Genomic DNA, 24,074 nt, shown 5'->3' with positions numbered 1-24,074 from the left:
ATTGCGTTACTTGCTTTTGAACGCTATAACGCGTTTATTGCCTCCATCATCGCCTTAGCCTTCACCAGCGTCTCTTCATATTCGGCTTGCGGCCTTGAGTCTGCGACAATGCCACCGCCTACGCTAAAATAAAGCTTATCTTCTTTTTTCAAAATAGTGCGGATTAAGATATTCAAGTCCATATTGCCGCAAAAGCTCAAATAACCCAGGCAGCCTGTATATATAGACCTCCTGCTTGGTTCCAATTCTTCAATAATTTCCATGGCGCGGATTTTCGGGCAGCCGGTAATTGAGCCTCCGGGGAAACAGGCGCGGATGAGATCAAGGTTATCTTTATTTTTATGCAGCGAGCCATAGACACTAGCCGTAGTCTGGAATACGGTGCTATACTCTTCTAATTGCCTAAAGGTATCTACCTTTATGGAATCATAATTGCAGACACGGCCCAAATCATTCCTCTCTAAATCCACGATCATGGCCAACTCTGCCTTGTCTTTAGCGCTATCCAAGAGTTCTTTTTTTAATTTTGCATCTTTTATCCGGTTTTGAGAACGCGCTCGCGTGCCTTTCATCGGGCGCGTAGTTACCCGCCCAGCCTGTAACCTTAAAAAGCCCTCCGGAGAAGAGCTTAAGATCTGCTGGCCTCCTGCATCAAAATAACTGCTAAAATAAGAAGGGCTGATTTTGCGCAGGCGCCGATAGATTTCCCAGCCGGATAAAGTTGCCTGGGCCTGAAATTCCTGCGCCAGATTGACCTGATAGATATCGCCCCTTCTGATATATTCCTTGGCTTTTTTTACCGCTAAAATATAACCTTCTTTTGTAAAATTTGATTTTAATCCAAGGGGCTTATTCTGGGGTTTATTCTTTCCGTTACCTGACTCGCATGTATTAATACGCGAAAGTAACCTCTCTATCTTTCTGACATTAGATTCACAGAGCGTTTTTTCCAGGCGGTATTTTTTCTCAGGAAACCCTACTGAGGATATATGCGTTATTTTTTTTAAATGGTCGAGGATGATTACGGTATTGTAGAAGGCAAATAGGCAATCCGGGATCCCCGGGCTTGGTTTAGGTTTAATCTTTAACTTCTTTTCTAAAATAAACCCCAGGTCATAGGCCAAATACCCCACTGCGCCTCCTAAAAAAGGAGGGCCGTTTTTATGATTAGCAACCTTATATCGAGCCAAAATTTCTCTTAATTTCGGTAAGGGGTCTTCTCCTTTCGTTTCTAAGATATAAAAAGGGTCAATACCCAAAAAGGAATACCTGCCCAGAAGATTTGCGTTCAGGCTGCTATCTAAGAAGAAACAGTTCTTCTCCTGCCTTAGGGCGGTAAAAATCTCAAAAGGCGTAAACTTTAATTTATACGATTTCAAGATGGAGTATGCCATCTACCCTAAAAGTGCGTTCTTCTTTTCTAAGGCAACAGTAGCCTACTAAATAATGCCTGTTCTTCTCCTGTTTGATTTCTTTGGGGATAACCTCGCGCTCTGAAACCGTGGCACTGGAACTGGAGAGATATTTTATTTTCAGGCTCACCCTCAGGTCTAAGGCCTGTTGTATCTTGGCGAGCTTCTGGTTATTTATATCCTCTAAAAAAGCGGAATTCAGGCCGAAGAGCCCGAGGAAATTTTGAAAATCCATGATGCCTTTATCCTGCAATATTGCCTTTAATTTATGGAATACCTCCAGCGTTAATTCTACGTCGGAGAGCGCGCGGTGTTTCTGCGCGGCCTTTACTCCGAGTTTATCCGCCACAAACCATAAGGCATAACGCTCCAGGCGCGGCAGGATTCTTCTGGCCATTTTTAAGATGTCCACGACCGCATTATTGTAAGTTAGTGTTTTGCCTATGGACTTAAGTTCGCTATTTAAAAATTCTAAATCAAATCCGGCGTTATAAGAACATAGGCAGCTGCCCTGAATAAAATCCAGGAATTTCGGCAGCACTGTCTCTATGCCGGGGGCATCCCGCAGCATCTCCTGCGTAATCTTATTAACGGCAAAGGCAGCCTCGGAGATCATCCGGCGGGGATTAACCAGCTCCTGGAAAACGGCTATTCTTTTCTCGCCTATAAACCTGATGCCGGCAATTTCTACTATCTTGTCGCCTGATTCCGGCTCTAAACCGGTTGTCTCAGTATCAAAGATAGTAAATTCTACTTCATCTATATTTTTATCCATTTTTTCTCTCTGCGATATAAGCCGGGACCAGCCTTAAAGGATGATAAGAGAGCTTCACCTTCTGCAGGTTTTCTAACCCCGAATCATCCATAATATTTATGTATTTATAGCCCTTTAAATCCTGGCAGAACCTGCTAAAGACAAATTGGCTTAGGCCCTTGATAGACAGGTCTGTTATCTCGTATAATATGGAGAAGGTATCTTTATTCAATTTAAAGCCGAATGTAAAGGCCCTGATTTGTTTATTTATTCTCACCAGCCCTCCTGTAAAATTTAAATCCGCATAATTTGCCAACGCGTTTTTCAGTGATTTGCGGCTATCCTCCAGCATGGCCTGATAAATATGGTCTTGATTTTTCCCCTGGCGTTCTCTCATCCAGGAATCGTAGAGCTTTAAACATCCGTCTCTATCTTTTGAGGAAAAGGGTAGATATTGGAATGCGTAGTGCTTGATAAAATAATTAAAGCTGGCGCGTTTAGATTTGAATTTATTGCCGCTCAACCGGGCTAAATCACTCCTTAGGCACAGGTAATCGTAAGACTTATTCCGGCAGATAAAACCCGCTTTTTCATAAAAAGCAATTTCCTTCTCCTCGATATTTTCTATGCGTGATACGTCTTTGTTTTTATTAAACCTGTCCAAAGCCCGAAAAACTTTCTGAATAGCTTGTAGATTCTGTGTTTTGGCTAAAGGCGCAAGATACAAAAAACAGCCCATCTTATCCTTAAAAAATACACAGAGGCTATTTTCAATTACCGCCCAACGGATATCGAAAAGTTTTTTCCAGATATAGATATTTTCAAAGGTATAGACGCAAAGCTCATGCCTAGTCAGCTTCAAAAATTTATTGAATAGACCTTTATCTTTTAAGGATAAATCCTTAAGCTTCATCGGGTAACCCTAATTCGATGATGTCCAGGACTTCTTCGTAGGCCTGGATAATCTGGGGATTGTCTTTTAAAATTTCAACCTGAGCAGGGGAGTTGAGAAAATTAATTAAATAATCAGTATAAGCCTTGAACTCTTTGTCCTTTAAATGTTCTCTGACGTAAGGGCAATTTAAATCCAGCGTCAGGATAACTTTCTTGTCCCTTAAATTAATCAGAAAAGGGTACAACTGGCATTCAAAGGGCCGCAAGCCATAGATTTTACACTTATTATCTTTTGCCTCTAAAAAAGGACAGATAAAACCCTCACCCTGCGGGTTGGGTATGGGAAGCAGTTTTTTCTGCGCAGAAATAAGCGCAGGGGGGATCTTCTGGTCCAATAAATCCTGTATCTCCTCGTCTAAAAGGCAGGGCGACCAGGCAGAACCCATCTCTTTAAACCTGCAGCAACCCTGGCATTTTAAACAAAACTGTTGAGGAATAACCTGTTTAATCATTTTACAATACTGCCTACCTGAACTTTTCTCTGCGGGCTGACAATGGTAATGCCTGCTTCATCAGAGGCGGCCAAAAGCATGCCTTGGCTCTCTACGCCCCGCAATAGCGCCGGCTCTAAATTATCTACCACCACTACCTGCCTGCCTATGAGGTCCTCCTTGCTGTAATAATTCTTAATCCCGGCTACGAGTTGTTTGGTTTTATCCCCTAAATCTACGATCACCACATAAAGCTTATCGGCATTAGGATGCTCCTGGACCTCTTTTATTGTGGCTACCTTTAACTCTAATTTCCTGAAGTCTTCTATTGTCGCCATTTTATCTCTCCTGGTTAGAAATTAAATATCCTGATAGAACGATACGCCGGCTCCCTGGTCTAAATACCGCCTCATCTATAAAGACAGGTCTTTGAGACAAAAACCCATAGAAAAGATAAGAGCAGTTTTTTGAGCATTTCCGAGGGTAGAGAAGGCGTTTATTTTTGGCGGGACCTATTCCGTAGGGCTCTAACTTCTTAAAGATCCCGAATGAAGATAAGATACCACAAGAGATTCCTTAGGGCAAGCTCTTTTAGGCATTGTGCGCTAGTAACTATTGCCGCTAATATAACCCCAATCCGAAGTCCGCATTGCGCGAACAGCGAATTTTAAACCTGCTTTTTCTGATTTTGCCATTCTTTATCCGAATTTTAGCCAGAGATAGAAAGGCCCAAAGAAAAACAGCGACAAGGGTTCCTAAGGTAATGCATATAAATAGCATCCTTCTCCCCTGCCTATCTTATATTTAACCTGTTTTCTTTTCGCTTACGATTATTCATAAAAACGAATAGCAATGAAAATAGAATCGCAAGAACAAAAACTCCACATTGTTGCAACATAATCACCGGCATCCTTATTTCCTATTTCTTTAGTCTTTTTAGCGTCTTGGAATCTTCTCCGCCAAGGCCCTTCCTAAATATTCTACTAAAACAAAAAATAAACATACTAAGAATAAAACCCCATGATATTATCATAAATATCCAGCCAATGAGTTTCATTTAAATATGCCTCTTTCCTAGAGTATCAACTGTTATTTCTTACTTTTAAAGCCGGTTATTATTTTTGCTCCGACGCGCCCGTTTTATGCTTTTAAATTTTTCCTTCAAACACAAAACCATTAAGAAGTTTATAGAGGTTATCTTTAAACCTATTATTGTTAATGAACTTATCAGCAATCGCGATCGCCTTCCCTGAAAGCCTTTTTCTTAAAGCGCGGTTTCTTATCAAAAGATCATATTTCCCGGAAAAATCCCCGCTATTTACGTCAAAAAATAACGCGGCATCCTTAAATTTCTCCAAAACCGGAAGCCGGTTTAAAAGTAAGGCATTATTGCAGAGCGCGCTTTCGTGGGTGCTTAAAGAAAACGATTCGCTTAGGGAGCTGTTAATATAGATATCGCTTAAATAATAATACTGGAATAATTCGCTTTTATCCAAATATTTTTTATAAAAAAATTGCCCGGGGAACCGTCCGCACAGGCGCAATAATCTTTCATACAGGTCTTTCTCCAGTGACCTACCTACAAAAAAAAGCTTAAGATGCCGGTGCTTCCTAAGAATCATAGGCGCTTCTTTGAGTAAAATATGGGCCCCCTTTATCCTCTCAAGCCTGCCTACATAAAGTGAAACTATATCATTCTTTTTAATCTTATGCCTATCCCTTATCTCTTCCATCCTCTTTTTATCTATCCCGAAGGTTTCAACCGTATTCTCGATAACAACCACTTTATCTATAAAAGAGGGGAAATATCTGATAAAATTATCATATTCATAGGTAGAAGGACAGATTATCCTGTCTGCTAATTCAATCATTTTCTCCTGGTTATACAAGAAGTGGTTTAATGTCCTGAACCCAGATTCTTTCTCTCTTCTTAATATGCTGTGGAAGTGATATATAATCTTGGGCTTTCTTCTTTTTTGTACCGTAAGCTTTTTAAGCTCTTTAGTCCAGTTAACAAAATGATGGATTATATAGCCAAAATTACACCAGTCATAATCCCTTAAGAACGCCCCAAGATTAGGATAATTTTTGATGGAATTGTCCGAAAATAGCAGCTTAACGGGATCTTTTCTGGCGAAACCAGAGCTTATAAGAACGTAGGTTTCATAACCCAAAGCCAAAAGGGCATCCCTGCTTTGCTCTACAATCTGACCGACGCCGCCACAGTATGATTTTCCGATGGGGTATTCAAATGAAATAAGAAGTATTTTCTTCACGGTAAGAGCCCTCTCAAGAGCTAAAAATGCCTTCCCAAAAATCTATTTTTCCGGGGGATAAACAAATAAACGGAAAGGTTTTGGGTTTTTATTTATCCAAGGCCTTAAGATATTTATAGTAATCGCTATCAGTAGTCAGGATCACCGTTGATTTTTCGTCAATAGTGCCTTTATATGTTTCCAGCGTCTTCAGGAACGAATAAAATTCGGGATTCTGTTCATAAGAGCTGGCATAGATATTTATCGCCTCAGCGTCAGCTTTTCCAACAATAGCCTGCGCCTTCCTATAAGCCTCTGAAGTTATTAATTTCAACTCTTTGCCGATCTGCCCCTCTATTTCGGCCGCTTTTCCAAAACCCTCTGAACGGTATTTTTCGGCAGCGCGTTTTCTTTCCGCGATCATCCTGTCATAGACTTTATTCCGTACCTCCTCTACATAATTTATGCGCTTTATGCGCACATCCATAATCTCAATGCCATATTGAGGGGCAAGTACCTTCGCCTTTTCCAATATAGAACGGGTCAATTGCTGCCTTCCGATATCTATACGCTCAAGCGCTTCTTCGCTGACTATAGCGTCTTCCCCTAAATCCTTGCTCTCAAGTATACGGTTTGAATCCCTTACTGCCTCAACTAAAAGATTTCCGGTAACAGCGTCCCTGGTGGCCGAGTTAATAATATCATTGAGCCTGCTACTGGCGCTTATCTCATTGCCTACAGACTGCAAAAACTTTAGCGCGTCCACTATTTTCCAGCGCGCTGTCGTATCTACCCAGATATATTTCTTATCTTTTGTGGGTATCTGATTCGGGTCACCGTCCCATTCTAAAAGCCTCTTCTCAAAATAATGCGCCTGCTGAATAAAAGGCGTTTTAAAATGCAGGCCCGAGGATGTTATAGGGTCTCCTACTGGTTTGCCGAACTGGGTAATCACTACTTGTTTCGTTTCATCCACAATAAACAACGCCCCGCTTGCAAACGCAAGAAAAACAATTATAACCAGAAAAAAAACTAATCCCAAAATTGCTCCCAATCTGCCTTCTTTCATTGTTGCGGCCCTCCTTTCTTGCCTATATCCAATAACGGCAATATGGAAGATTGCCTTGGGTCAATAATATATTTTTCTTTCACCTTAGGCAGGACCTCAGCAAGGGTTTCAAGATAGAACCTTTTACGGGTGATCTCCGGGGCTTTCTTGTATTCGCCTAAAGTTGCCAAAAACCTCTCTGACTCGCCCTTGGCCCTGTTTATCTTATCAAGAGAATACCCCTCTGCTTCACGAATAGTCTTTTCAGCTTCACCCTTAGCCCTTGGTATAGCCTTATTATATGCCTCCCAGGCCTGGTTAATCATTTTCTCTTTTTCCTGCTTTGCTTCATTAACTTCGTTAAAAGCCGGCTTTACCTTATCCGGAGGGTTTACATCCAGCAATTTCACCGTAATAACCTGGATCCCGGTCTGATAATCATCTAATATCTTCTGCATTTCAACTTGGGCTAGGTGATCTATTTCTTCCCTCTTAATAGTCAACACCTCATCCACAGTATAATCTCCCACAAGCCGGCGCATAATTATTTCAGAAACATCTCTTATAACATTGCGCGGGTTACGCACTACGAACAATAATTTTATTGGGTCTTTTATTTTAAATTGGACAATCCATCGGACATCAAGTATGTTTAAGTCCCCGGTAAGCATTAACGACTGTTCTAAATCCGAACTATAAGAATGCCTCTGGTTAAACTCTGCGCCCGCGCCGTTTACCCCAAACTCCTCCTTAAAAATCTTCTCCACTTTTATAGGAGTTACTTTATCGATACCAAAAGGGATCTTGGCATGCAGCCCCGGAGAACTTAAGCCCGTATATCTGCCAAATCTCTGCATTACCCCTACCTCATCCGGGCCTATCGAGTATATAACGCCTCTTAAGCCTATAATGGCAAGTAAACCAAATATTATCAAAGGAACATACTTGCCGTAATCGCGAAGCCTCTTCCTGCCTATATCAATTATTTCATCAGGCGTAGGAGTATTTTGCCATTCCATAAGGGCTCCTTTCTTTTTTAGTACCTGTTAATAAAATAGAAAAGCCGCCACCTGTAATAAACGCAGATGGCGGCCCGACCACCTAAAAACCTTCAGGGGAATTCCCCTGAACCCATTTTATCTATTATAAAACTTAACTACATTTATTAGTCTACTATTATTATATTCCTTGTCAAGAATAATCGAAAGAAAGATTTAGGGGAATCCGAAGCTTGCATAAAATCCTTTCGCCTCACTTATAGTTATAGTATGTTAAAATTAATGTATTATTATATCTTCCGCTTTTTTTAAAGCATATTTTGTGCATAAAGGCCCAATTAGTTCATATACAACTGTAGTAGCCACAATTGTAGTAAAAATCATATTCCCTACTTGTGGGAAATCGCCCTTAACAATAAGCGCGCACCCTAAAGCTACGCCTGCCTGAGGAATTAAGGCATAACCCAAATATTTTCTTACGCTATTTGTGGACTTAGAAATTTTTGCGCCCAAATTTGCTCCCAGCATTTTACCTGTTACCCTAAAAATAAGATAACTTAAGCCGATTAAACTGAGTTTATTTAAAATGCCTACCTCTAAATTTGCGCCGGCTAGGACAAAAAAGAGTAAAAATAAAGGCGAATCTACCATTTTCAAGCTATCAAAAAATTTAAAATAATAGCGATTTAAGTTAACCAATGCCGCGCCTAAAAACATACTGGCCAAAAGAACAGACAGATTCAACCAAATAGCAATACCAATATTTAAGAATACCAAACCCAAAGTTAAAATTAGTAAATCTGCTTGCGTACGTACAAATCTATAGATTATAGACAGCAGAACCGCTATGGAGGCTCCTAAAATAAAGGAACCGAATATGCTCAAAAGCGAATTAAAAAATACTTTTATCATAAAAGATGCTGCTACGGTATGTGCGTAAATGGCCTGTGATATGGCAAGGGAAACAGCGAATATAATAAGGCACCAGGCATCATCAATAGCCACGACACCAAGAAGCGTATCCGTAAAATTACCTCTTGCGCGATATTCTCTTATTACCATCACTGTCGCAGCAGGCGCTGTTGCAGATGAAATTGCCCCGAAAATTAAAGATATATAGAACGGCTGTCGTAAAAGAAAATAAAAAGCAGAAGTAACTAATGCCAGGGCCCCGCAAGCCTCCAAAACTGAAATCCATATAACTGCCTTGCCTATACGGCGCAGGTGAAACCTGGAGAAATTTTGGCCTATACCAAAAGCAATTATCCCTAATACTATATTAGAAATCAACCCTGAAGACTTGAGGATATCCTGTGGTACTAAATTTAATATTGAGGGGCCGATCAATATGCCTAATAACAGATAAGCTGTTACCGCAGGAAACTTAATCTTTTTTATTATCTTGGCGGATAATAAACCGGCAATTAAAATGAACCCCAACCCTAAAATATTGTTGCTCACCTTATAATCCCCTTTTGCCTAAAAACTAATTTTATTATATCGAATATTCCTATTCTCCCTACTAACTTACCTCCCCTATCCACAACGGGAAGCTCTTCCTTCAAATGCAGCTTCATCAATTTATAAACTTCCTCCAGCGAAGTATCCTCACGGATAAAAATATATTCCTGATCCATTATATCTTGAACTACTACTAAATCTCCGATGTCTTCAAGTATATCTATCTTGAATATATTCTGCTCTTCTTCATCCAAAAAAGGCACCAGCTTTAATACATCCGGATAGGAAGATTGAAATACATCTATGATATTCCGGAAAGAAACAACTCCGATAAGACGTCTATCTTCTTCGATAACCGGGACTAAAGGAAATATATGGAAACCTTCAAATATCCCCAGAAGCTCCTTTAGCTTCATTGAGCGCTTGACCGAAATTACCTCTCTTGACATTATTTCCCTTACCTGCATAACACTCCTTATTTATGAGAAAAAAACCTGAAATTAGTCCAATATTCTACTCCCGGCCTGATTTTAGAAAGGTTTAAATTTTGCTGTACTTTAAATAATAAGATAGCAATAAATAGAAGCAAAACCAGTATGAGCAGCAAACGTTTTAAAAGAAAACCCTTATTTTTTAGTATGATTATGCAAGGTAAAATCCCGAATAGTATTACAACACCTATCCCTCCTACAAAATCAAGCGCCTTAAGGAATATATTGGGGCAAAAAATAGCGATAGCTAAAGGCGGCGAAAAAGCAACTGTTATCGCCAGAGCTTTATTTTTTACTTTAAAGTAATTTATCATAAGGTCATCGATAAAATCTAATGTAGCATTCCCGAAAGACAAATATGAGGTAATAATTGCCAGGAAGGCAAAAAGAAGCGAAAAAGGGACAAATAAAGGAGTTTTTATTGCCTGCCCCAAAGGCACAGTTGCGGGTAAATTATTATTTAACGCATGGATGATGCCGTTATTACCTAATAATGGCAGGGTTCCGATACCTACCTGAATCCACAATGAATTCATAACTAAACCAATAATAGTTGTAACGAGTATTGCTATAAATATCCATTTAATATTCCAACCCAGCTGTTTTGAAGCAGTAGGTATAACGTTATGAAAATAAGCCGCCATCACAATAATAGGCAGAGCAGAAGGAAGCATTCCCCAGTCTGAACGCGTAAATCGTTGTGTGTTTATAAATTGCTCCCCCATTAAGACAATCACTATAAAAGAAACTATTAATAATACGACGAACAAGGCATTAAACCTAAGGAGCCTTCTTGGATTAGCTATAGTAACCGCTGTTAAAGGGAGAAAGAATAATAATATAATTAGCTCTCTGGGAATATGGATATTTGCAATCCTGATAATAATCGCGGTTGCCCCGGAAAGATATACTACAAGCGAACCATAGAGTATAATCAGGTTGGCTATAGTAGCTGCCCATTTCCCTGCGGAACCAAAATATTGCTGGTACATGCTGGGATAATGGAATGTCTCCCGGCGTGTCTTTACCGCCTCTTGCATTAAGATAAGGGCAGTTATAAACATAGCGAAGCTTATAACCAGCGTTCCTATTAAAGAGGGAAATAAGCCAGCCATTCCTGTTTTAATAGGAAGCCCTAAAATCCCGGCCCCTATAAGGCTACCGGTCATAAAGAAAATAACCATTACCATAAGAGAAAAAGGCATTTTTTTGTTCATAATAATCTTAAATCCATGCCGGTACCTGAAGAATTATAAAGCTTTTTCTCTGGCAATCCTTATCTGCGGCAAGGGCAGGCCTTCCTGTTTGAATTTCCGGATTAACTTTTCCCTTATTTCGCAACGTAAATCCCACGCCTTAGTTGCATCTGAAGCCTTGCATAATATTCTTAAGGCCATCGACTTCTCAGTGAAATCAACAACCTCCACTACGCCTATTCTCTCCGAAGTTGAATTCTGGCTTACCGCTACAATCTCCTTAACCCATCCTTTTATTTTATCAACATCGCACGTATAGTCTACATATATCATAATCACCCCTAATAATGAAGGGTCTTTAATAGTCCAATTTTCAATTACTTCATTTACCAGCACATTATTGGGGACGACTATCCTTCTATTATCCCAAGTACGTATAATAGTATGCATCAACGCTATCTCTTCAACCCACCCCCAGTCATTCCTAAAAATCACTGCGTCATCCAGGCGGACTGGCTGTGCAAAAGAAATACAGATTCCACCGATAATATTAGAAAGGGTATTCTGGGCTGCCATGCCTATAACTATCCCCGCAATTCCCGCAGAGGCCAAAAGCGCTGTTCCGATATGGCGCATCGCCGGAAACTGCTGGAGAAAAATAATAAAAGCAAATAAATAGATACCGGTCTCAATAATCCTGCGGATTATTGTAATCCTGGTCTCAATTGCAGCCGCCCCGGGCATCCCTACCTTCTTAAACTTTGCTATAATTCTCCTCTGAAGATGATATAACGATACCGCTACTATTTTAGTTAAAATAACAGTAACCAAAACGATAACAAAAGATACCAGAATCTTAGGAAAAGCGTTATGCCTTATGATTACATTAATATTATGTGAAATTTTATCGAACATAAATTCTCCTTTCTCTGGAAACACCCGCTGTCATTTTTTACTTTTAAAATCCGGGCAGACACCAATTAAATCATGGCTGTTTCCGATTCAAGAAACGGCTACGGCCCCATTTTTCAATTTCTATAATAACGTAAATCAATAAACCAATCAAGAAAATCCGCACCCAAGCATTCAATGAAATCGGCGCGCTATGAAAAAACCGATTCATAACGGGAGAATAGGTAAAGAGCATCTGCAAACCTATCATGATTAAAACCCCTGAAATTAACCAACGGTTTGAAAATACCCCCAGGACGAACATAGGCCTCGATAAAGAACGGCAATTAAAAAGATAAAAGAGCTCTCCTATAACCAAAACACCGACAGCTGCGGTTCGCGCTTCTTCGATGCTTAGTCCGTTATTTCTTTCATAGAAAAAGAGCCCAAAAACCCCAAGAGCTAAAAACACGCCCACCACAATTGTCCGCGCAATGAGATCTCCGGTCATAATCGGCATTTTAGGGTCGCGGGGAGGCTGTTGCATCAAATCGGGTTCTTTAGACTCAAAAGCCAACATCATACCTAAACATAGAGCGGTAGTCATATTTATCCAAAGTAATTGAACCGGCGCAACGGGAAGCACAATACCTCCAAAGATGGCAACCATAGTAGCAAGGGCTTCACCTGCGTTTGTCGGCAATGTCCAGACAATAAATTTTCTTAAGTTATCAAAGACGCATCGCCCCTCTTCCACCGCGGCCTCAATGGAAGCAAAATTATCATCCGTCAAGACCATATCAGCTGCTTCCTTGGCGACTTCTGTGCCTGTGCGACCCATGGCAACGCCTATATTAGCTTGTTTAAGCGCCGGGGCATCGTTTACGCCATCTCCGGTCATAGCCACAATATACCCTCTTGCCTGAAGCGCTTTGACAAGCCGCAACTTTTGCTCCGGAGTGACGCGGGCGAAAACGCTAACACGATCAACAGATCCCTGTAATTCCTCGTCATTCATATTTTCAAGTTCGCTTCCGCTTAACGCTACCAAACTTTTAACGGACTCTTCCGCGTCAAGACGGCTTTTAAGGTTTAATTGCCCGGCAATGGCTTTAGCCGTCAGTACATGGTCCCCAGTTATCATCTTAACAAGGATTCCCGCGGAATGGCAACGCCGCACAGCCTCAATCGCTTCCTTGCGCGGAGGATCTATCATCCCCTGTAACCCTAAAAGCGTAAAAGATTCAGTAATATCGCTATGATCAATACTATCTTTCTGCGAAGAAATACTGTCACGAGCAAAAGCAAGTACTCTTAGCCCTTTTGCCGCCATAATTTCAATCTGATGCTCAATAAGGGCGCGTTTTAAAGGACGGATTTCGCCATTTTCATCGAGATGATTAACGCATTTGGCTAAGATCTTTTCTGTCGAACCTTTTAAATAAACAATGCCGTCCCCGTTGGGTAAAATATGAAAGGTCGCCATGTATTGATATTCCGATTCAAACGGAATAGAGTCTTTGCGCGGCAACACAGGCATGCCTGCGGGAAATAAGCTCTTTCCTTTATTCGCAGATACAATAAGGGCCGCCTCTGTCGGATCACCTTCCACCTGAAACAGCCCTTGCCGCTCCACAATCCTGCTATCATTACACAATAGGCCTGCTGTCAAACATTCCTTAAGAGCTATGGAAGATATCGCTCCGGACTTACGCGAAAACTCTTGGATAGCGCCCTCAAAACTATATCCTACCCCTGAAACTTGATATATCTGGCCTGCGCTAAAAATCTCTTGCACGGTCATCTGATTTTCAGTAAGCGTTCCGGTTTTATCAGAACAAATAACTCCGGTACTGCCAAGCGTTTCCACTGCCGGTAGCTTGCGAATTATAGCGCGGCGCTTAGCCATTCTTGCCACGCCTATAGCTAAGGTTATCGTTACAGCCGCAGGCAATCCTTCAGGAATCGCCCCTACCGCAAGTGCGATTGCGGCCATAAACATTTCTACAAATGCTTGGCCTCGAAGCACTCCAACAACAAAAGTAAGTGCAGCCAGACCCATGATAACGAATAAAAGGTAACGGCTAAAGTGGGCTATTTTAATTGTAAGGGGCGTTTCTAAATCCTCAGCCGTAGTGATTAACTCTGAGATTCGTCCGACCTCAGTTGCGTCTCCTGTGGCAGCAACGACAGCCTTCCCCCTGCCATAGGTAACAAAAATAGAGGCGTAAAGCATATTTAATCTATCTGCTAACACGGTTTTCTCATCTAGGGGCTTAATTTGCTTCTCAACCGGGACAGACTCTCCCGTAAGAGGCGATTCGTTAGTTTGCAGGTCTCGGCTATAAATAAGGCGCATATCAGCTGTAATCTTGTCGCCAGAGGCAATCATAACCACGTCCCCGGGAACCAATTCAATAGATGAAATTTGCTGTTCCTTACCGTCTCTTAATACGGAAACGGAAGAGGTCATTGAGCGAGAAAGAGCCTCAAGGGCCTTTAAGGCCTTGGCCTCCTGTAGAAAGCCAACGATGGCATTAATAAGAACGACGCCGAAAATTACCGAAGCGTCAACCCATTCTTTTAAGAATAGCGTGGTCGCCGTCGCCACCAGAAGAATATATATGAGGGGCTGATGAAATTGCAACAAGAAACGCAGCCACAGGGGCGTGCCTTTTTTGGGAGTAATTTGATTTAAACCAAAGCGATCCCTGCGTTTCTTGACCTCATCCGAGGATAGGCCGGTAGAAATATCTACTTCAAGCCGCTTGATAACTTCATCAGCAGCCAACGAATGCCAGATTTCTTTAGTAATGTCCAGAGCCTCATTAACCATATGCTATTTCTTATTATAAATTATTTAAATTTCTTTCCGTGAACTTTATAATATTGTTCATCATAACTATTGTTTCAAGCGGGTATTTGCCCACGGCCGATTCCGCCGAAAGCATAACAAAATCAGTGCCGTCTATTATGGCATTGGCGACATCCGTTACCTCAGCGCGGGTAGGCCTGAGGTTCTCAGTCATGCTCTCAAGCATCTGCGTAGCGGTAATGACAAATTTCCCCGCGCGGTTGCATTTTTTTATGATCATCTTTTGAACGATAGGTATTTCGTAGATAGGCAGTGATACCCCCATATCCCCGCGCGCTATCATAATGCCATCCGAAGCCTTGATTATTTCATCGATATTTTTTATGCCTTCTCTGTTCTCTATTTTAGCGATAATCTGACATTTTGAACCCGGCTTAAGCAATTTTCTTACATCCGAAATGTCATTCTTAGTACGCACAAATGACTGCGCGATATATTCCACGCCGCGCTCTTCACAGAATAATATATCCTGTATATCCTTCCGGCTTATCCCGCCAAATTCAAGCCTTGCCTCCGGGATATTTACACCCTTATGCTCTTTCAGCAGGCCGCCGGCTATTACCTTGGCTTTAAGTCTGTTTTTAAACCTGCCAATTACTTCTAAGGCGATATTTCCGTCGTCTATAAATATCTGGTGGCCATTCTTAATGCTGCGTAGCGGGCCATGATAATCAAAAGGTATTATTTCATGCGATCCTTTTATATTTTGCTGGGTAAGCCATACTATCCGGCTTTTTTTAAGCAAAACAGGAGCAATACGTCCGCCTACTCTTATGCGATGCCCTTGAAGATCACCGAGAAGCTTTATGCGCCTGCGGTATTTCGCGTTTAAAAGCCGGACGAGGCCTATTCTATGAAGCAGATCATGCGGTTTACCGTGCGAGAAGTTCAAGCGGGCAACATCCATACCAGCAAGCATCATTTTCCTAATCATAGCCTCATTTGATGATGCCGGGCCGAGCGTACAGATTATTTTGGTCTTAACCATAGAATCCCTTCATATCGCCTGGCTTACTTATAAATAAGCATTTAAGACATACTCCTGAACCATTCTTTGAGTATTAAAAAATGAAGCATTCAGCGCTATGGCGTGGCGCATAACTCCAAGCCATTTATCTTTCTCTTTGTAGAACATCGGAATAATCACTTTTTCTAATTTCTGATATAAATCATCAGCATCTTGAGCGCTATCCGTATTCTGCTTTTGTGCCGAGCCGATTGCCCAGCCGGTGACGTTTTCAATACACCCTTCTATCCACCATCCGTCTAAAATACTTAAATTCGGCACGCCGTTAAGGCAGGCCTTCATCCCGCTGGTTCCGGAGGCCTCCTGCGGCGGAAGGGGATTATTCAGCCAGAGGTCAACGCCGCTGGTGATTAATCTTCCTTGCGCCATATCGTAATTCTCTAAGTATGCAATTTTAATTTCCGGGCTTAATTCTTTAATCCTTGAAAATATATTTTTTATCAACTCTTTTCCTCCGCCATCCTTAGGATGCGCCTTGCCCGCATAAATGATTTGTATCCTGCCTACTTTATCATTAATCTCAACCAACCGCTTTATATCGCTTAATAAAAGACCGGCCCTCTTGTAAGGCGTAGCGCGCCGGGCAAAACCTATAGTAAAGGTATCATAGTCCATCCCAATGCCTGTTTGGCTATTTACATAATCAATGAGTTCTCTCTTTGCCTCCCTGTGCGCCTGTAATATTTCCTCTTTGGGGATACTCAGGGCGTAACGCAAGGAAAAATAATCTGATTGCCAGCCGGGAATATATTTATCGTAAAGCCTTTTGAACGCAGTAGCCACCCAGGTTAACAAATGAATGCCGTTGGTAATAGAATCTATGGTATAACCGGGAAACATCTCTCGGGTAACCTCGCCATGTTTCTTGGCTACTCCATTAACATATTTACTCAAATTCAAAGCAATCAGGGTCATATTCATTTCATTATCCCGGATAAATATACCAGGCATTTCAAAAGGCAAGTTGCTGCGCAAGGCTCTTTTTACAAAATCAAGAGGAAAACGGTCATGCCCGGCAGCTACAGGAGTATGCGTGGTGAAGATGCATTTATTTCTTACAGACTCAAGGTCATATTTCTTATAAATGTCTTCTTCGCCGTCTTTTTTTGTCCTCTCTAATAATTCCAGAGCCAAGAGGCTGGCATGGCCTTCGTTCATATGGTATTTTCCGATATTTTGATAGCCAATGGCTTCGATTGCCCTCACGCCCCCTATGCCAAGGATTATTTCCTGGCAAAGGCGATACCGCTGGTCGCCTCCGTAAAGAAAACTGGTGAGGGTGCGGTCGTATCCGGCATTTTCCAGTAAGTTAGTATCCAGAAAATAAACAGGCACGGTGGTGCCGGTAATCCCCTTCACTATATATTCCCAAATCCGGATTTTCACTTCTCTTGTTTCAATATTTACGCTTACTTGTGCCGGTAAAAGAGTTAAAAACTCCTCTTTCGGCCAGTCCACAGGAACCTCTGCTTGGGCGCCTTCTGCGTCCAGTTTTTGCGCAAAATAACCTTTTTCGTTAAGCAGGGTTACGGCGATAAGCGGCACGCCTAAATCCGCGCAGGATTTTATAGTATCTCCTGCCAGAACCCCTAATCCGCCGCTATAGGTGGGCATTTTAGAATCAAGGCCTATCTCCATAGTAAAATATGCAATCTTTCTTTTATCTAAGTCTTGTTTATTCATCTTTTTTTATCTCAAATCGGCAGCCCCGTATACATTAGGCCATCAGGATGCTTTATACGTATACAGCGTTTGCGTAGGATAAGCAAATTCTATGCCCCGTTTTTCAAATTCCTCTGTTAGGGCAAAATTAATCTGCTGCTGGGTATCCATATATTTGTTATAATCGCCGCCGATAACGTAATACACGATTTCAAATATAAGGCTGTAATCGCCGAAAGAAAGAAAATGCGCCCGGTCAAAAAACGTATCGTCAATGCTGGCAATAATGCCTTTGATCATTTCCGGTATTTCCTTTAACTGCCTAAGCGGCGTTTGGTACACCACTCCTATTTTAAATACCACACGGCGCTTTTCCATTAATTTGTAATTGCGCAGGCGCGAATCGGTAAGATCGGAATTGGAAAAAATCAGCATCTCCCCTCCTAAGCTACGTATGCGCGTGGTCTTTATCCCGATGTGCTCGATAGTGCCCATAAAATCGCCTATAATAACAAAGTCCCCGACTTTGAAGGGATGGTCAAAAAGGATGCAAAAATAACTGAAGAGGTCCTTAAGGACAGTTTGCGCAGCAAGCGCAACAGCAACGCCGCCTATGCCTAACCCGGTAATCACCGCAGAAACCTTAAATCCGAGATTATCCAAAAAGAAGATAGCCGCGCCGGCCCAGACAACCAGCTTCACCACGGCCATTATTCCCGAAAGACTTTTTTCTAATGCGGCATCTTGGCCTTGTTTCTTCAGGTACGCTTTAAATCCATAACCGATGAACGCAATCGCTGTTCTTACCGCAAAAAAAACAACCACCCCTAAAATAATATAATTAAACGCTTTTTCCCAAAGTTCGGGGAAGACCAAGGTCTTTAGCGTAAGATATACAGCCACCAAATGCAATAAAGGCAATATAATAGTTTCCAGCAAATTAACCAAAAAATTATCGAATGTAGAGGTTGTTCTTTCGGCAAGCTTTTTTAAGCGCTGTATGGCTTTGCGGATGATTAATTTGATAGTTAGCATACCGGCTGCAAATATAAAAGCAGCAACCAAATACCTGAAAATAGTATTGCCGAAAACTATGTAATTCAAAACTATTTGGGCTTGCGCATACATATTACCCCTCTCCTTTTTTAGCGCGCCTTCACCTTGCTTACTTGAGAAGGCAGAATAACGATTTCTACCCGCCTGTTTTTCTGTTTATCCTGCGGCGTATCATTAGGCGCTACCGGGTGATATTCGCCATAGCCGTTTGCGGATAATCTCTGCGGCACAACCTTACATTCGCCGATAAGATAATGCACGACTGCCAAGGCGCGGCCAGAAGAAAGCTCCCAGTTTGACTTCCAACCGGAATATTTTATCGGGTCATTATCGGTATGCCCTTCTACCGCTACCTGGGAATTAGGCATATCGCGGTTTAAGACCTCCGCGACCTTATCAAGCGAAAGTTTACCATCAGCTTTTATTATGTCCTTGCCGGAGTCAAAAAATACTTCCGATAAGAAAGTTATCACCGGCCCCCGCCCGGTCATCTAGAGCTTTGCTTTGTAATCCCCGATTTCTTTCTTTAAGGATTCCTCAAGCTCCCTTTTTGCCCGTTCGAGCTCTGAAAGCTCTTTATCCTTTTCTCCGGACACCTTTTGCACTTCTTTTGTTTTTTCTTTCTGTAGTTGAGTTACCCTGTACCTTAAATTAGCATTTTCCGCTTCCAGCTCATCGCCCTGCGGGCTTTCTCAATGAAGGCGCAGCCCGATGATGAAAATGCCGCTATGGCAAATACTACCAGCGCAAATTTTGTTTTCATCATTACCTCCATTTACGGTAACTGCTCAAAATATTTATAAGCGTATAATGAAACCTTTGCGATAAACTCTTTGGAAGGCGCGCTGTTTGAATTTAGATGCTTTGTCAACACCGCAATAATAAAATCGCCTTTACGGGTAAATACTATGCCCGCATCATGGCAGACGCCTCGCTCAAGGCCGGTCTTATGCGCAACGGTTATCTCGGGTGGTAAATACTTAGGAATACGGTCATTCATACGTGTCAATTTCAATACATTTATGCACTGATCCGAAACGTTTTTATTCCCGATGACCCTGCGGTACATTTTTTCTAATAATAAAGCCATATCTTCAGCTGTTGTGTAATTCTCAATACCTTCATCCCGCGATTGGTAATCGGCGATCTTTCTGGATAAATCCGTATTCTTTAGCCCAAAATCCTTAAACGCGTTATTCAGGTAATCAATGCCAATTAGGTTTGTAAGGATATTAGCAGCGGTATTATCGCTGTCATAAATCATAAGGCCGATGAGCCTCTCTACAGTAAAGATGGCACCTGCAGGCATATCTTTCAAGACCCCGGATCCCGTAAGTTTATCGGCTGATTTAAGCGCGATATTACGCTTAAGTTTAAATCTCCCTTGGTCAACCGCAAGAAAACACGTTGCCATAAGGGGAACCTTAGCCAGGCTCGCGGAGGGAAACATCTTAGCCTTCTGATACGAAAATTCCCAACCGGTTTCTAAGTCTTTGATAACTACCCCGGCATCACCCTTAAACTGGCTTATTTCAGCCTTGACGCGTTGCTGTAATTCCTGCCATGCAGATTTTTGTGTTTCATAGAGAAAATACTCTTGTTTGCCTTTTTGGAATTTTGCATAATACTGCTGGCCAAAATATGCCCCAAAGCTTAAAAAGAAAATCACTGCTATAAAAAGAAATATTTTCTTTGCTTTCATTTTTTATCGGGATAAATATTTACTCAATTGCGCAGACGTCCTTTTACCGACGATTCCGTCAGCCTTAAGGCCTTTTGCTTTCTGAAATTTAATAATGGCCTCTTTAGTCTTTGACCCGATCTTGCCGTCAATAGGCCCTTGGTAGAAACCCGCGCTCTTTAATGCCCGCTGAATCTGCTTTGGGCTTAATTGTATTGCGGCTTCAGGATAAGTTTTCTTTGCCGGCTTTTCATAGCTGTCAGATGACCAGGCATCATCATAGTCGTAATCCTGGGAATATGATTCTTGCGCTACCGGCTGTGACTGCGTGATCTGCTTCTTCGGGTTTGTAGCACATCCAACTAAGGTAAATACAAACAAAACAGGCAAAATCATTCTTGTAAACATATTGCCTCCTCCTGCTTAATATACGAATTAACCCTTTTTTTCCAACCCGGCAGCCATTTCTGTTCATTGCGGCCTGAGGGAGAATTTCTTACACGATCTTCAAGCACGGCATTTGCCGAACGGGCAAATTCTCTGACAACATCCGGAGCCTCATTTTTACCCTTCATCCCCTCTAAAACTTGAAGTAACCCCCAACCTTTGCCTTGATACTTTTCGGTTGGCGCTATTCCCAACCCTTTGAAATTTACGTAGTCTGCCAAGGCATAAATTCCTGAAGGCGTAGAAGCGATACGATGAAACCGCGAAGCTATCTTCTCGCGCCTATTTTCCGGAATTATATTAAGCATAAGAGGCAAAGACTCCTCTAAGCGCTTCACAATAAAAGCGGCCTGCAAAGACTTTGTCCTTATCACAAATTCTCGTAATTCTGTTAACCGGCTGTCGCTTTGCGCGCTTAAAAAATAGTCGCGTGAACCCCATGGACACCCCGGTAACGGCGTTATATCAAGCCAACTAGGAATTTGCTCTCCAAAGTTTTTTGCATATTCAAGGAATTTTATAAAGCTTCCTTCAAAAGAATCTTTTACATTCGCTGGATGCCAAATAAAATGCCCGATCCCTAAAGACAAAAAATCCTCGCCCTCATTCCATGTAATCAGGTTTTCGTCTTTCAAGGCGCATTCGTTCTCAAAGACTCTCGCACCAATCTGCTGAATCTCCTGCTGGGATAACGATATCTTTTGCGCGGCTGCATCTGTCAAAAAAAGCAAAAATGGCGCCAAAAATAGCATTGCCTTTTGCATCACTTACTCTTTCAAATACTTATTCAGCTCAGCCCAGGTTTGAGCGCCTACGGCACCGTCCGCCCTTAATCCTTTGGCCTTTTGAAATGCCTTGATCGCTTTTTTTGTTTGCGGGCCTATTTTCCCGTCAATCTTCCCTTTATAAAAATTAGCTTTTTGTAAGGCCATTTGAATTTGTGTTTTTCTGTCTTGGGGAAACGCTACTTTGGCTATTTTCTCCTGGGGCTCTCTAATTTTTGCAATTTCTTCCTTAGATTTTACGTCACGGGGATACTCTTCGGAAAGCAAGGCCAAAGGTTGCGCATTTGCTTCTTCCTTAAACGTTTCTTTTTCCCGATTTAACTCAAGCCAGGTTTTCGAATCCACTCTGCCGTTCGGCCAGAAACCTTTTTCTTCCTGGAATTCCCTGATTGCCTTTCGGGTGCGGCTACCCATTACTCCATCCGCAGGGCCGGGATCAAAATGAGCGTTTTTTAAAATCCTTTGTATCTCTTCTACGCGCGGGCTGTATCCTGAAACCGTTCCGATAATCTGTTCTTCTTTTAGCTGAGATTTATCTCTCAAGAAAAGATTATTCATATAGTTTCGTATAGGAGTAACAAACATAACCGTGAAAATAAACGCTATACCAACAAATAGTAATGCCTTAAACATATGTAGATACTTAAAATTCCCTTCCTAGATAATAAAAAACGCCATCCCGCATTATCATGCAAGATGGCGGCCCGACCATCGAAAATCCTCCGGGAATACTTTTGTATATTCCCAGACCACTTACTTATCTACTATTGCTTTTAAAACAATTATACCATACGCGATAGCAAATGCAACGAGTTTATAGCTGGTATATTATATCAGCGAGATTATAAATGTAGAGCATTATTTACATATGTTATGTATCATTTCTGCCCGAATAAATTCTCGCAGCTAATTCGTTATCAAGCCAATTCGACGCGGCCCTGCCTCCTCCCGCCCTTTGGGGAGGTTTCTTATTGGGCTTAAGGGGCGGCGAGTGCGCAATCAAAAAGCCACAACGATGCATTGTGGCTTTTGATACTGAAACGAAAAGCGGGGCTGACGGGATTCGCACCCGCGATCTTCTCCGTGACAGGGAGACGCCATGAACTAGACTAGGCCACAGCCCCTATTAATTTCGAATGCCTTCCTAAACTTCTTATATTTTCTTTCTAAGTATTGCCCCTTATTAACGTTTGTATAAATATACTGGAATAACTTAATGCTGTCAAGCTTAGAATAAGCAAGGTGGCCACCTTTTTTATCTATATATCCTCCGTTAATACCTATATTTTCTTTCAAAACCTTGGAGATTCCCCTTAAAAAACGTAAATTTGCCGAAGATAAACAAGTTAAAAGGTATGAAGTCATCTTATTATTTCTATCTTTTCTTTTAAAATACCCATAAGTAACGCTGCCATCACCATCAAAATACCCTCTAATAAAGTGCCTCATATATTTTTTAGGCACGGCCGGCAATTTAAATCTAGATGCTTTTTTAGGCATAAAACCTTTTTTTATTAAATCCTGATACATCTCTTTGGAACCAATTTGTAAGGTAAAAGCATCTTTCCAGTTTCTATTCTGCCTATTTTTTACACTAAACTTATGCTCAGAGCCCAACATCCGCTTGACTTTCTGCAAGATTTCGCGGTCACAAGAAGTAAATGAAATATATTTTGACCCCCGCGGATTAATAAACATGCACCCATCGGCAGCGAAATATCCCAATACATAAGCCATCTCTACTGACCATTTCTTGAAGAAATCTACATTTAATCCCTGTCTTGTCCGCTGGAGCCTTTTGTCTGGACCGCTATAGCGGGGTTTCTTTTTTAATTTTCCAATTTTATATAGCCAACTTGTTAGATTCATATCAGTAAATCTGCGGCAACTCTGAGTTGGCACCTGCAAACGGCGAAACCATCTTGTTATTGTTGCTCTCGGCGCATGCAAATTTAGGGCAATATCCCTATGCTTCATATCTTCCAGCCAATGCATCTGATAAAGCAAATCTTCAATGGGAGAATCAAATCTTCTCTCTATTCTTTTAAACCTGTTTGTACGTTCGAGAAGGTGCATATTTTTTATTTTGGTGGGCGGTAGAGGACTTGAACCCCTGACCTTCTCTGTGTAAGAGAGACGTTCTAACCAGCTGAACTAACCGCCCGATGAATATAATCTTATTTATCGGGGCATTATACTAAAACTTGCCCAAAACGACAAGGGTAAAGACCATCACAAACAAGGCCACTGTCTCTGTCATACCCAGGACCGTCATATAGTTAGCAAAACCCTTGCCTGTTTCACCCAAGGCGTCGCAGGCAGCTGCCGCGCACTTACCCTGCCAATAAGCCGAAAGGCCTATGGCCGCACCCGCAAAAATTCCTATAGCCCAGAGGAATTGGCCTCTTGCCACTAACTCCATCATTCTACTCATTACAATAAACCCGTAAATAGTCTGGGTCAAGGGGGCAGCCACTAAAGCCACCAAAAGGAAATTGGCGCTCTTATTCTGGGAAAAATTCTTCTTCCATGCCCCTACTGCCGCCATACCCGCGATACCTACGCCTGCGCCCGAACCTAAGGCAGCCAGCGCTAAAACCGCAATTGCGCCTAAATCCTTAAATTGCATTAACAGGTTGTTCTCCATATT

23 protein-coding genes and 2 tRNA genes are annotated in these 24,074 nt (G+C 41.8%); all 25 read right to left on the bottom strand.

Annotated elements, in window-relative coordinates; genetic code table 11:
* Nucleotides 1-23: 23 nt before the first annotated feature.
* The 25 genes from pabB to PHV44_04360 all read right to left on the bottom strand — a co-directional run bounded on the left by pabB (nucleotide 24) and on the right by PHV44_04360 (nucleotide 24,071).
* On the bottom strand, nucleotides 24-1,394 hold the full coding sequence (pabB, locus tag PHV44_04480) for an aminodeoxychorismate synthase component I (protein ID MDD5592537.1): 1,371 nt from the start codon (nucleotides 1,392-1,394) through the stop codon (nucleotides 24-26).
* Nucleotides 1,366-2,187, bottom strand: a complete 822-nt coding sequence (locus PHV44_04475) for an exonuclease domain-containing protein (GenBank protein MDD5592536.1) — start codon at nucleotides 2,185-2,187, stop codon at nucleotides 1,366-1,368. Before PHV44_04475 ends, pabB begins: the two co-directional genes overlap by 29 nt.
* Nucleotides 2,180-3,079, bottom strand: a complete 900-nt coding sequence (locus PHV44_04470) for a phosphatidylglycerol lysyltransferase domain-containing protein (GenBank protein ID MDD5592535.1) — start codon at nucleotides 3,077-3,079, stop codon at nucleotides 2,180-2,182. The genes PHV44_04475 and PHV44_04470 overlap by 8 nt, the downstream gene beginning before the upstream one ends.
* The gene (locus PHV44_04465) at nucleotides 3,069-3,572 is read right to left on the bottom strand and encodes a YkgJ family cysteine cluster protein (protein ID MDD5592534.1); all 504 of its coding nucleotides are present in this window, start codon (nucleotides 3,570-3,572) and stop codon (nucleotides 3,069-3,071) included. The genes PHV44_04470 and PHV44_04465 overlap by 11 nt, the downstream gene beginning before the upstream one ends.
* Complete coding sequence (metG, locus tag PHV44_04460; protein MDD5592533.1) at nucleotides 3,569-3,889, bottom strand: methionine--tRNA ligase subunit beta; 321 nt, start codon at nucleotides 3,887-3,889, stop codon at nucleotides 3,569-3,571. Before metG ends, PHV44_04465 begins: the two co-directional genes overlap by 4 nt.
* An 810-nt stretch (nucleotides 3,890-4,699) precedes the next feature.
* The gene (locus PHV44_04455; protein ID MDD5592532.1) at nucleotides 4,700-5,827 is read right to left on the bottom strand and encodes a glycosyltransferase family 4 protein; all 1,128 of its coding nucleotides are present in this window, start codon (nucleotides 5,825-5,827) and stop codon (nucleotides 4,700-4,702) included.
* Between the two features lie 88 nt (nucleotides 5,828-5,915).
* Nucleotides 5,916-6,875 (bottom strand): protease modulator HflC, encoded by a 960-nt coding sequence (gene hflC, locus PHV44_04450; GenBank protein ID MDD5592531.1) that lies wholly within the window; start codon nucleotides 6,873-6,875, stop codon nucleotides 5,916-5,918.
* A complete protein-coding gene (hflK, locus tag PHV44_04445; GenBank protein MDD5592530.1) occupies nucleotides 6,872-7,873 on the bottom strand; it encodes an FtsH protease activity modulator HflK in 1,002 nt (333 codons plus the stop codon). Before hflK ends, hflC begins: the two co-directional genes overlap by 4 nt.
* Before the next feature lie 258 nt (nucleotides 7,874-8,131).
* Entirely contained in the window at nucleotides 8,132-9,313 is a 1,182-nt protein-coding gene (locus tag PHV44_04440) for a cation:proton antiporter (GenBank protein ID MDD5592529.1), read from the bottom strand.
* Complete coding sequence (locus PHV44_04435) at nucleotides 9,310-9,762, bottom strand: CBS domain-containing protein (GenBank protein MDD5592528.1); 453 nt, start codon at nucleotides 9,760-9,762, stop codon at nucleotides 9,310-9,312. Before PHV44_04435 ends, PHV44_04440 begins: the two co-directional genes overlap by 4 nt.
* A gap of 26 nt (nucleotides 9,763-9,788) precedes the next feature.
* Entirely contained in the window at nucleotides 9,789-11,021 is a 1,233-nt protein-coding gene (locus PHV44_04430; GenBank protein ID MDD5592527.1) for an aromatic amino acid transport family protein, read from the bottom strand.
* A gap of 33 nt (nucleotides 11,022-11,054) precedes the next feature.
* Nucleotides 11,055-11,915: a mechanosensitive ion channel gene (locus PHV44_04425; protein ID MDD5592526.1), complete on the bottom strand. Its 861-nt coding sequence runs from the start codon at nucleotides 11,913-11,915 to the stop codon at nucleotides 11,055-11,057.
* A gap of 70 nt (nucleotides 11,916-11,985) precedes the next feature.
* Complete coding sequence (locus PHV44_04420) at nucleotides 11,986-14,727, bottom strand: cation-transporting P-type ATPase (GenBank protein MDD5592525.1); 2,742 nt, start codon at nucleotides 14,725-14,727, stop codon at nucleotides 11,986-11,988.
* A gap of 13 nt (nucleotides 14,728-14,740) precedes the next feature.
* The gene (gene pyk, locus PHV44_04415; protein ID MDD5592524.1) at nucleotides 14,741-15,754 is read right to left on the bottom strand and encodes a pyruvate kinase; all 1,014 of its coding nucleotides are present in this window, start codon (nucleotides 15,752-15,754) and stop codon (nucleotides 14,741-14,743) included.
* A gap of 27 nt (nucleotides 15,755-15,781) precedes the next feature.
* Nucleotides 15,782-17,476 (bottom strand): alpha-glucan family phosphorylase, encoded by a 1,695-nt coding sequence (glgP, locus tag PHV44_04410; GenBank protein ID MDD5592523.1) that lies wholly within the window; start codon nucleotides 17,474-17,476, stop codon nucleotides 15,782-15,784.
* A 42-nt stretch (nucleotides 17,477-17,518) separates the two neighbouring features.
* Entirely contained in the window at nucleotides 17,519-18,583 is a 1,065-nt protein-coding gene (locus tag PHV44_04405) for a mechanosensitive ion channel family protein (GenBank protein ID MDD5592522.1), read from the bottom strand.
* A 17-nt stretch (nucleotides 18,584-18,600) separates the two neighbouring features.
* On the bottom strand, nucleotides 18,601-18,984 hold the full coding sequence (locus PHV44_04400; GenBank protein MDD5592521.1) for an OmpA family protein: 384 nt from the start codon (nucleotides 18,982-18,984) through the stop codon (nucleotides 18,601-18,603).
* A 302-nt stretch (nucleotides 18,985-19,286) separates the two neighbouring features.
* Nucleotides 19,287-20,213, bottom strand: a complete 927-nt coding sequence (locus tag PHV44_04395) for a class A beta-lactamase-related serine hydrolase (GenBank protein MDD5592520.1) — start codon at nucleotides 20,211-20,213, stop codon at nucleotides 19,287-19,289.
* A gap of 3 nt (nucleotides 20,214-20,216) precedes the next feature.
* Nucleotides 20,217-20,600 (bottom strand): peptidoglycan-binding domain-containing protein, encoded by a 384-nt coding sequence (locus tag PHV44_04390; GenBank protein ID MDD5592519.1) that lies wholly within the window; start codon nucleotides 20,598-20,600, stop codon nucleotides 20,217-20,219.
* Nucleotides 20,585-21,403 carry a hypothetical protein gene (locus PHV44_04385; GenBank protein ID MDD5592518.1) on the bottom strand — a complete coding sequence of 273 codons (819 nt, stop codon included), beginning with the start codon at nucleotides 21,401-21,403 and terminating at the stop codon, nucleotides 20,585-20,587. The genes PHV44_04390 and PHV44_04385 overlap by 16 nt, the downstream gene beginning before the upstream one ends.
* Before the next feature lie 3 nt (nucleotides 21,404-21,406).
* Nucleotides 21,407-21,982, bottom strand: coding sequence for a peptidoglycan-binding protein (locus PHV44_04380; protein ID MDD5592517.1), 576 nt, complete (start codon nucleotides 21,980-21,982; stop codon nucleotides 21,407-21,409).
* Nucleotides 21,983-22,472: 490 nt separating this feature from the next.
* A tRNA-Asp gene (locus PHV44_04375) sits at nucleotides 22,473-22,548 on the bottom strand.
* On the bottom strand, nucleotides 22,529-23,500 hold the full coding sequence (locus tag PHV44_04370) for an LAGLIDADG family homing endonuclease (GenBank protein ID MDD5592516.1): 972 nt from the start codon (nucleotides 23,498-23,500) through the stop codon (nucleotides 22,529-22,531). Before PHV44_04370 ends, PHV44_04375 begins: the two co-directional genes overlap by 20 nt.
* Before the next feature lie 11 nt (nucleotides 23,501-23,511).
* Nucleotides 23,512-23,588 (bottom strand) — tRNA-Val (locus PHV44_04365).
* Nucleotides 23,589-23,621: 33 nt separating this feature from the next.
* The gene (locus PHV44_04360; GenBank protein ID MDD5592515.1) at nucleotides 23,622-24,071 is read right to left on the bottom strand and encodes a V-type ATP synthase subunit K; all 450 of its coding nucleotides are present in this window, start codon (nucleotides 24,069-24,071) and stop codon (nucleotides 23,622-23,624) included.
* Nucleotides 24,072-24,074: the final 3 nt, after the last annotated feature.

The sequence above is a fragment of the Candidatus Omnitrophota bacterium genome (assembly GCA_028717245.1).
In the GTDB taxonomy this organism is placed as follows: domain Bacteria; phylum Omnitrophota; class Gorgyraeia; order Gygaellales; family Profunditerraquicolaceae; genus JAGUYA01.
The sequence above is the reverse complement of the archived record's forward strand: the minus strand, read 5'-3'. Positions and strand labels throughout refer to the sequence as shown.

Bases quoted from the DNA above. Each gene is read 5' to 3' on its own strand.
- PHV44_04380 (MDD5592517.1), bottom strand. From the start codon at position 21,982: ATGAATAATCTTTTCTTGAGAGATAAATCTCAGCTAAAAGAAGAACAG.
- PHV44_04395 (MDD5592520.1), bottom strand. From the start codon at position 20,213: ATGAAAGCAAAGAAAATATTTCTTTTTATAGCAGTGATTTTCTTTTTA.
- hflK (MDD5592530.1), bottom strand. From the start codon at position 7,873: ATGGAATGGCAAAATACTCCTACGCCTGATGAAATAATTGATATAGGC.
- PHV44_04465 (MDD5592534.1), bottom strand. From the start codon at position 3,572: ATGATTAAACAGGTTATTCCTCAACAGTTTTGTTTAAAATGCCAGGGT.
- PHV44_04435 (MDD5592528.1), bottom strand. From the start codon at position 9,762: ATGTCAAGAGAGGTAATTTCGGTCAAGCGCTCAATGAAGCTAAAGGAG.
- PHV44_04360 (MDD5592515.1), bottom strand. From the start codon at position 24,071: ATGGAGAACAACCTGTTAATGCAATTTAAGGATTTAGGCGCAATTGCG.
- glgP (MDD5592523.1), bottom strand. From the start codon at position 17,476: ATGAATAAACAAGACTTAGATAAAAGAAAGATTGCATATTTTACTATG.
- PHV44_04405 (MDD5592522.1), bottom strand. From the start codon at position 18,583: ATGTATGCGCAAGCCCAAATAGTTTTGAATTACATAGTTTTCGGCAAT.
- PHV44_04475 (MDD5592536.1), bottom strand. From the start codon at position 2,187: ATGGATAAAAATATAGATGAAGTAGAATTTACTATCTTTGATACTGAG.
- hflC (MDD5592531.1), bottom strand. From the start codon at position 6,875: ATGAAAGAAGGCAGATTGGGAGCAATTTTGGGATTAGTTTTTTTTCTG.
- pabB (MDD5592537.1), bottom strand. From the start codon at position 1,394: ATGGCATACTCCATCTTGAAATCGTATAAATTAAAGTTTACGCCTTTT.
- PHV44_04370 (MDD5592516.1), bottom strand. From the start codon at position 23,500: ATGCACCTTCTCGAACGTACAAACAGGTTTAAAAGAATAGAGAGAAGA.
- PHV44_04385 (MDD5592518.1), bottom strand. From the start codon at position 21,403: ATGCAAAAGGCAATGCTATTTTTGGCGCCATTTTTGCTTTTTTTGACA.
- PHV44_04425 (MDD5592526.1), bottom strand. From the start codon at position 11,915: ATGTTCGATAAAATTTCACATAATATTAATGTAATCATAAGGCATAAC.
- PHV44_04470 (MDD5592535.1), bottom strand. From the start codon at position 3,079: ATGAAGCTTAAGGATTTATCCTTAAAAGATAAAGGTCTATTCAATAAA.
- pyk (MDD5592524.1), bottom strand. From the start codon at position 15,754: ATGGTTAAGACCAAAATAATCTGTACGCTCGGCCCGGCATCATCAAAT.
- PHV44_04420 (MDD5592525.1), bottom strand. From the start codon at position 14,727: ATGGTTAATGAGGCTCTGGACATTACTAAAGAAATCTGGCATTCGTTG.
- PHV44_04390 (MDD5592519.1), bottom strand. From the start codon at position 20,600: ATGTTTACAAGAATGATTTTGCCTGTTTTGTTTGTATTTACCTTAGTT.
- metG (MDD5592533.1), bottom strand. From the start codon at position 3,889: ATGGCGACAATAGAAGACTTCAGGAAATTAGAGTTAAAGGTAGCCACA.
- PHV44_04430 (MDD5592527.1), bottom strand. From the start codon at position 11,021: ATGAACAAAAAAATGCCTTTTTCTCTTATGGTAATGGTTATTTTCTTT.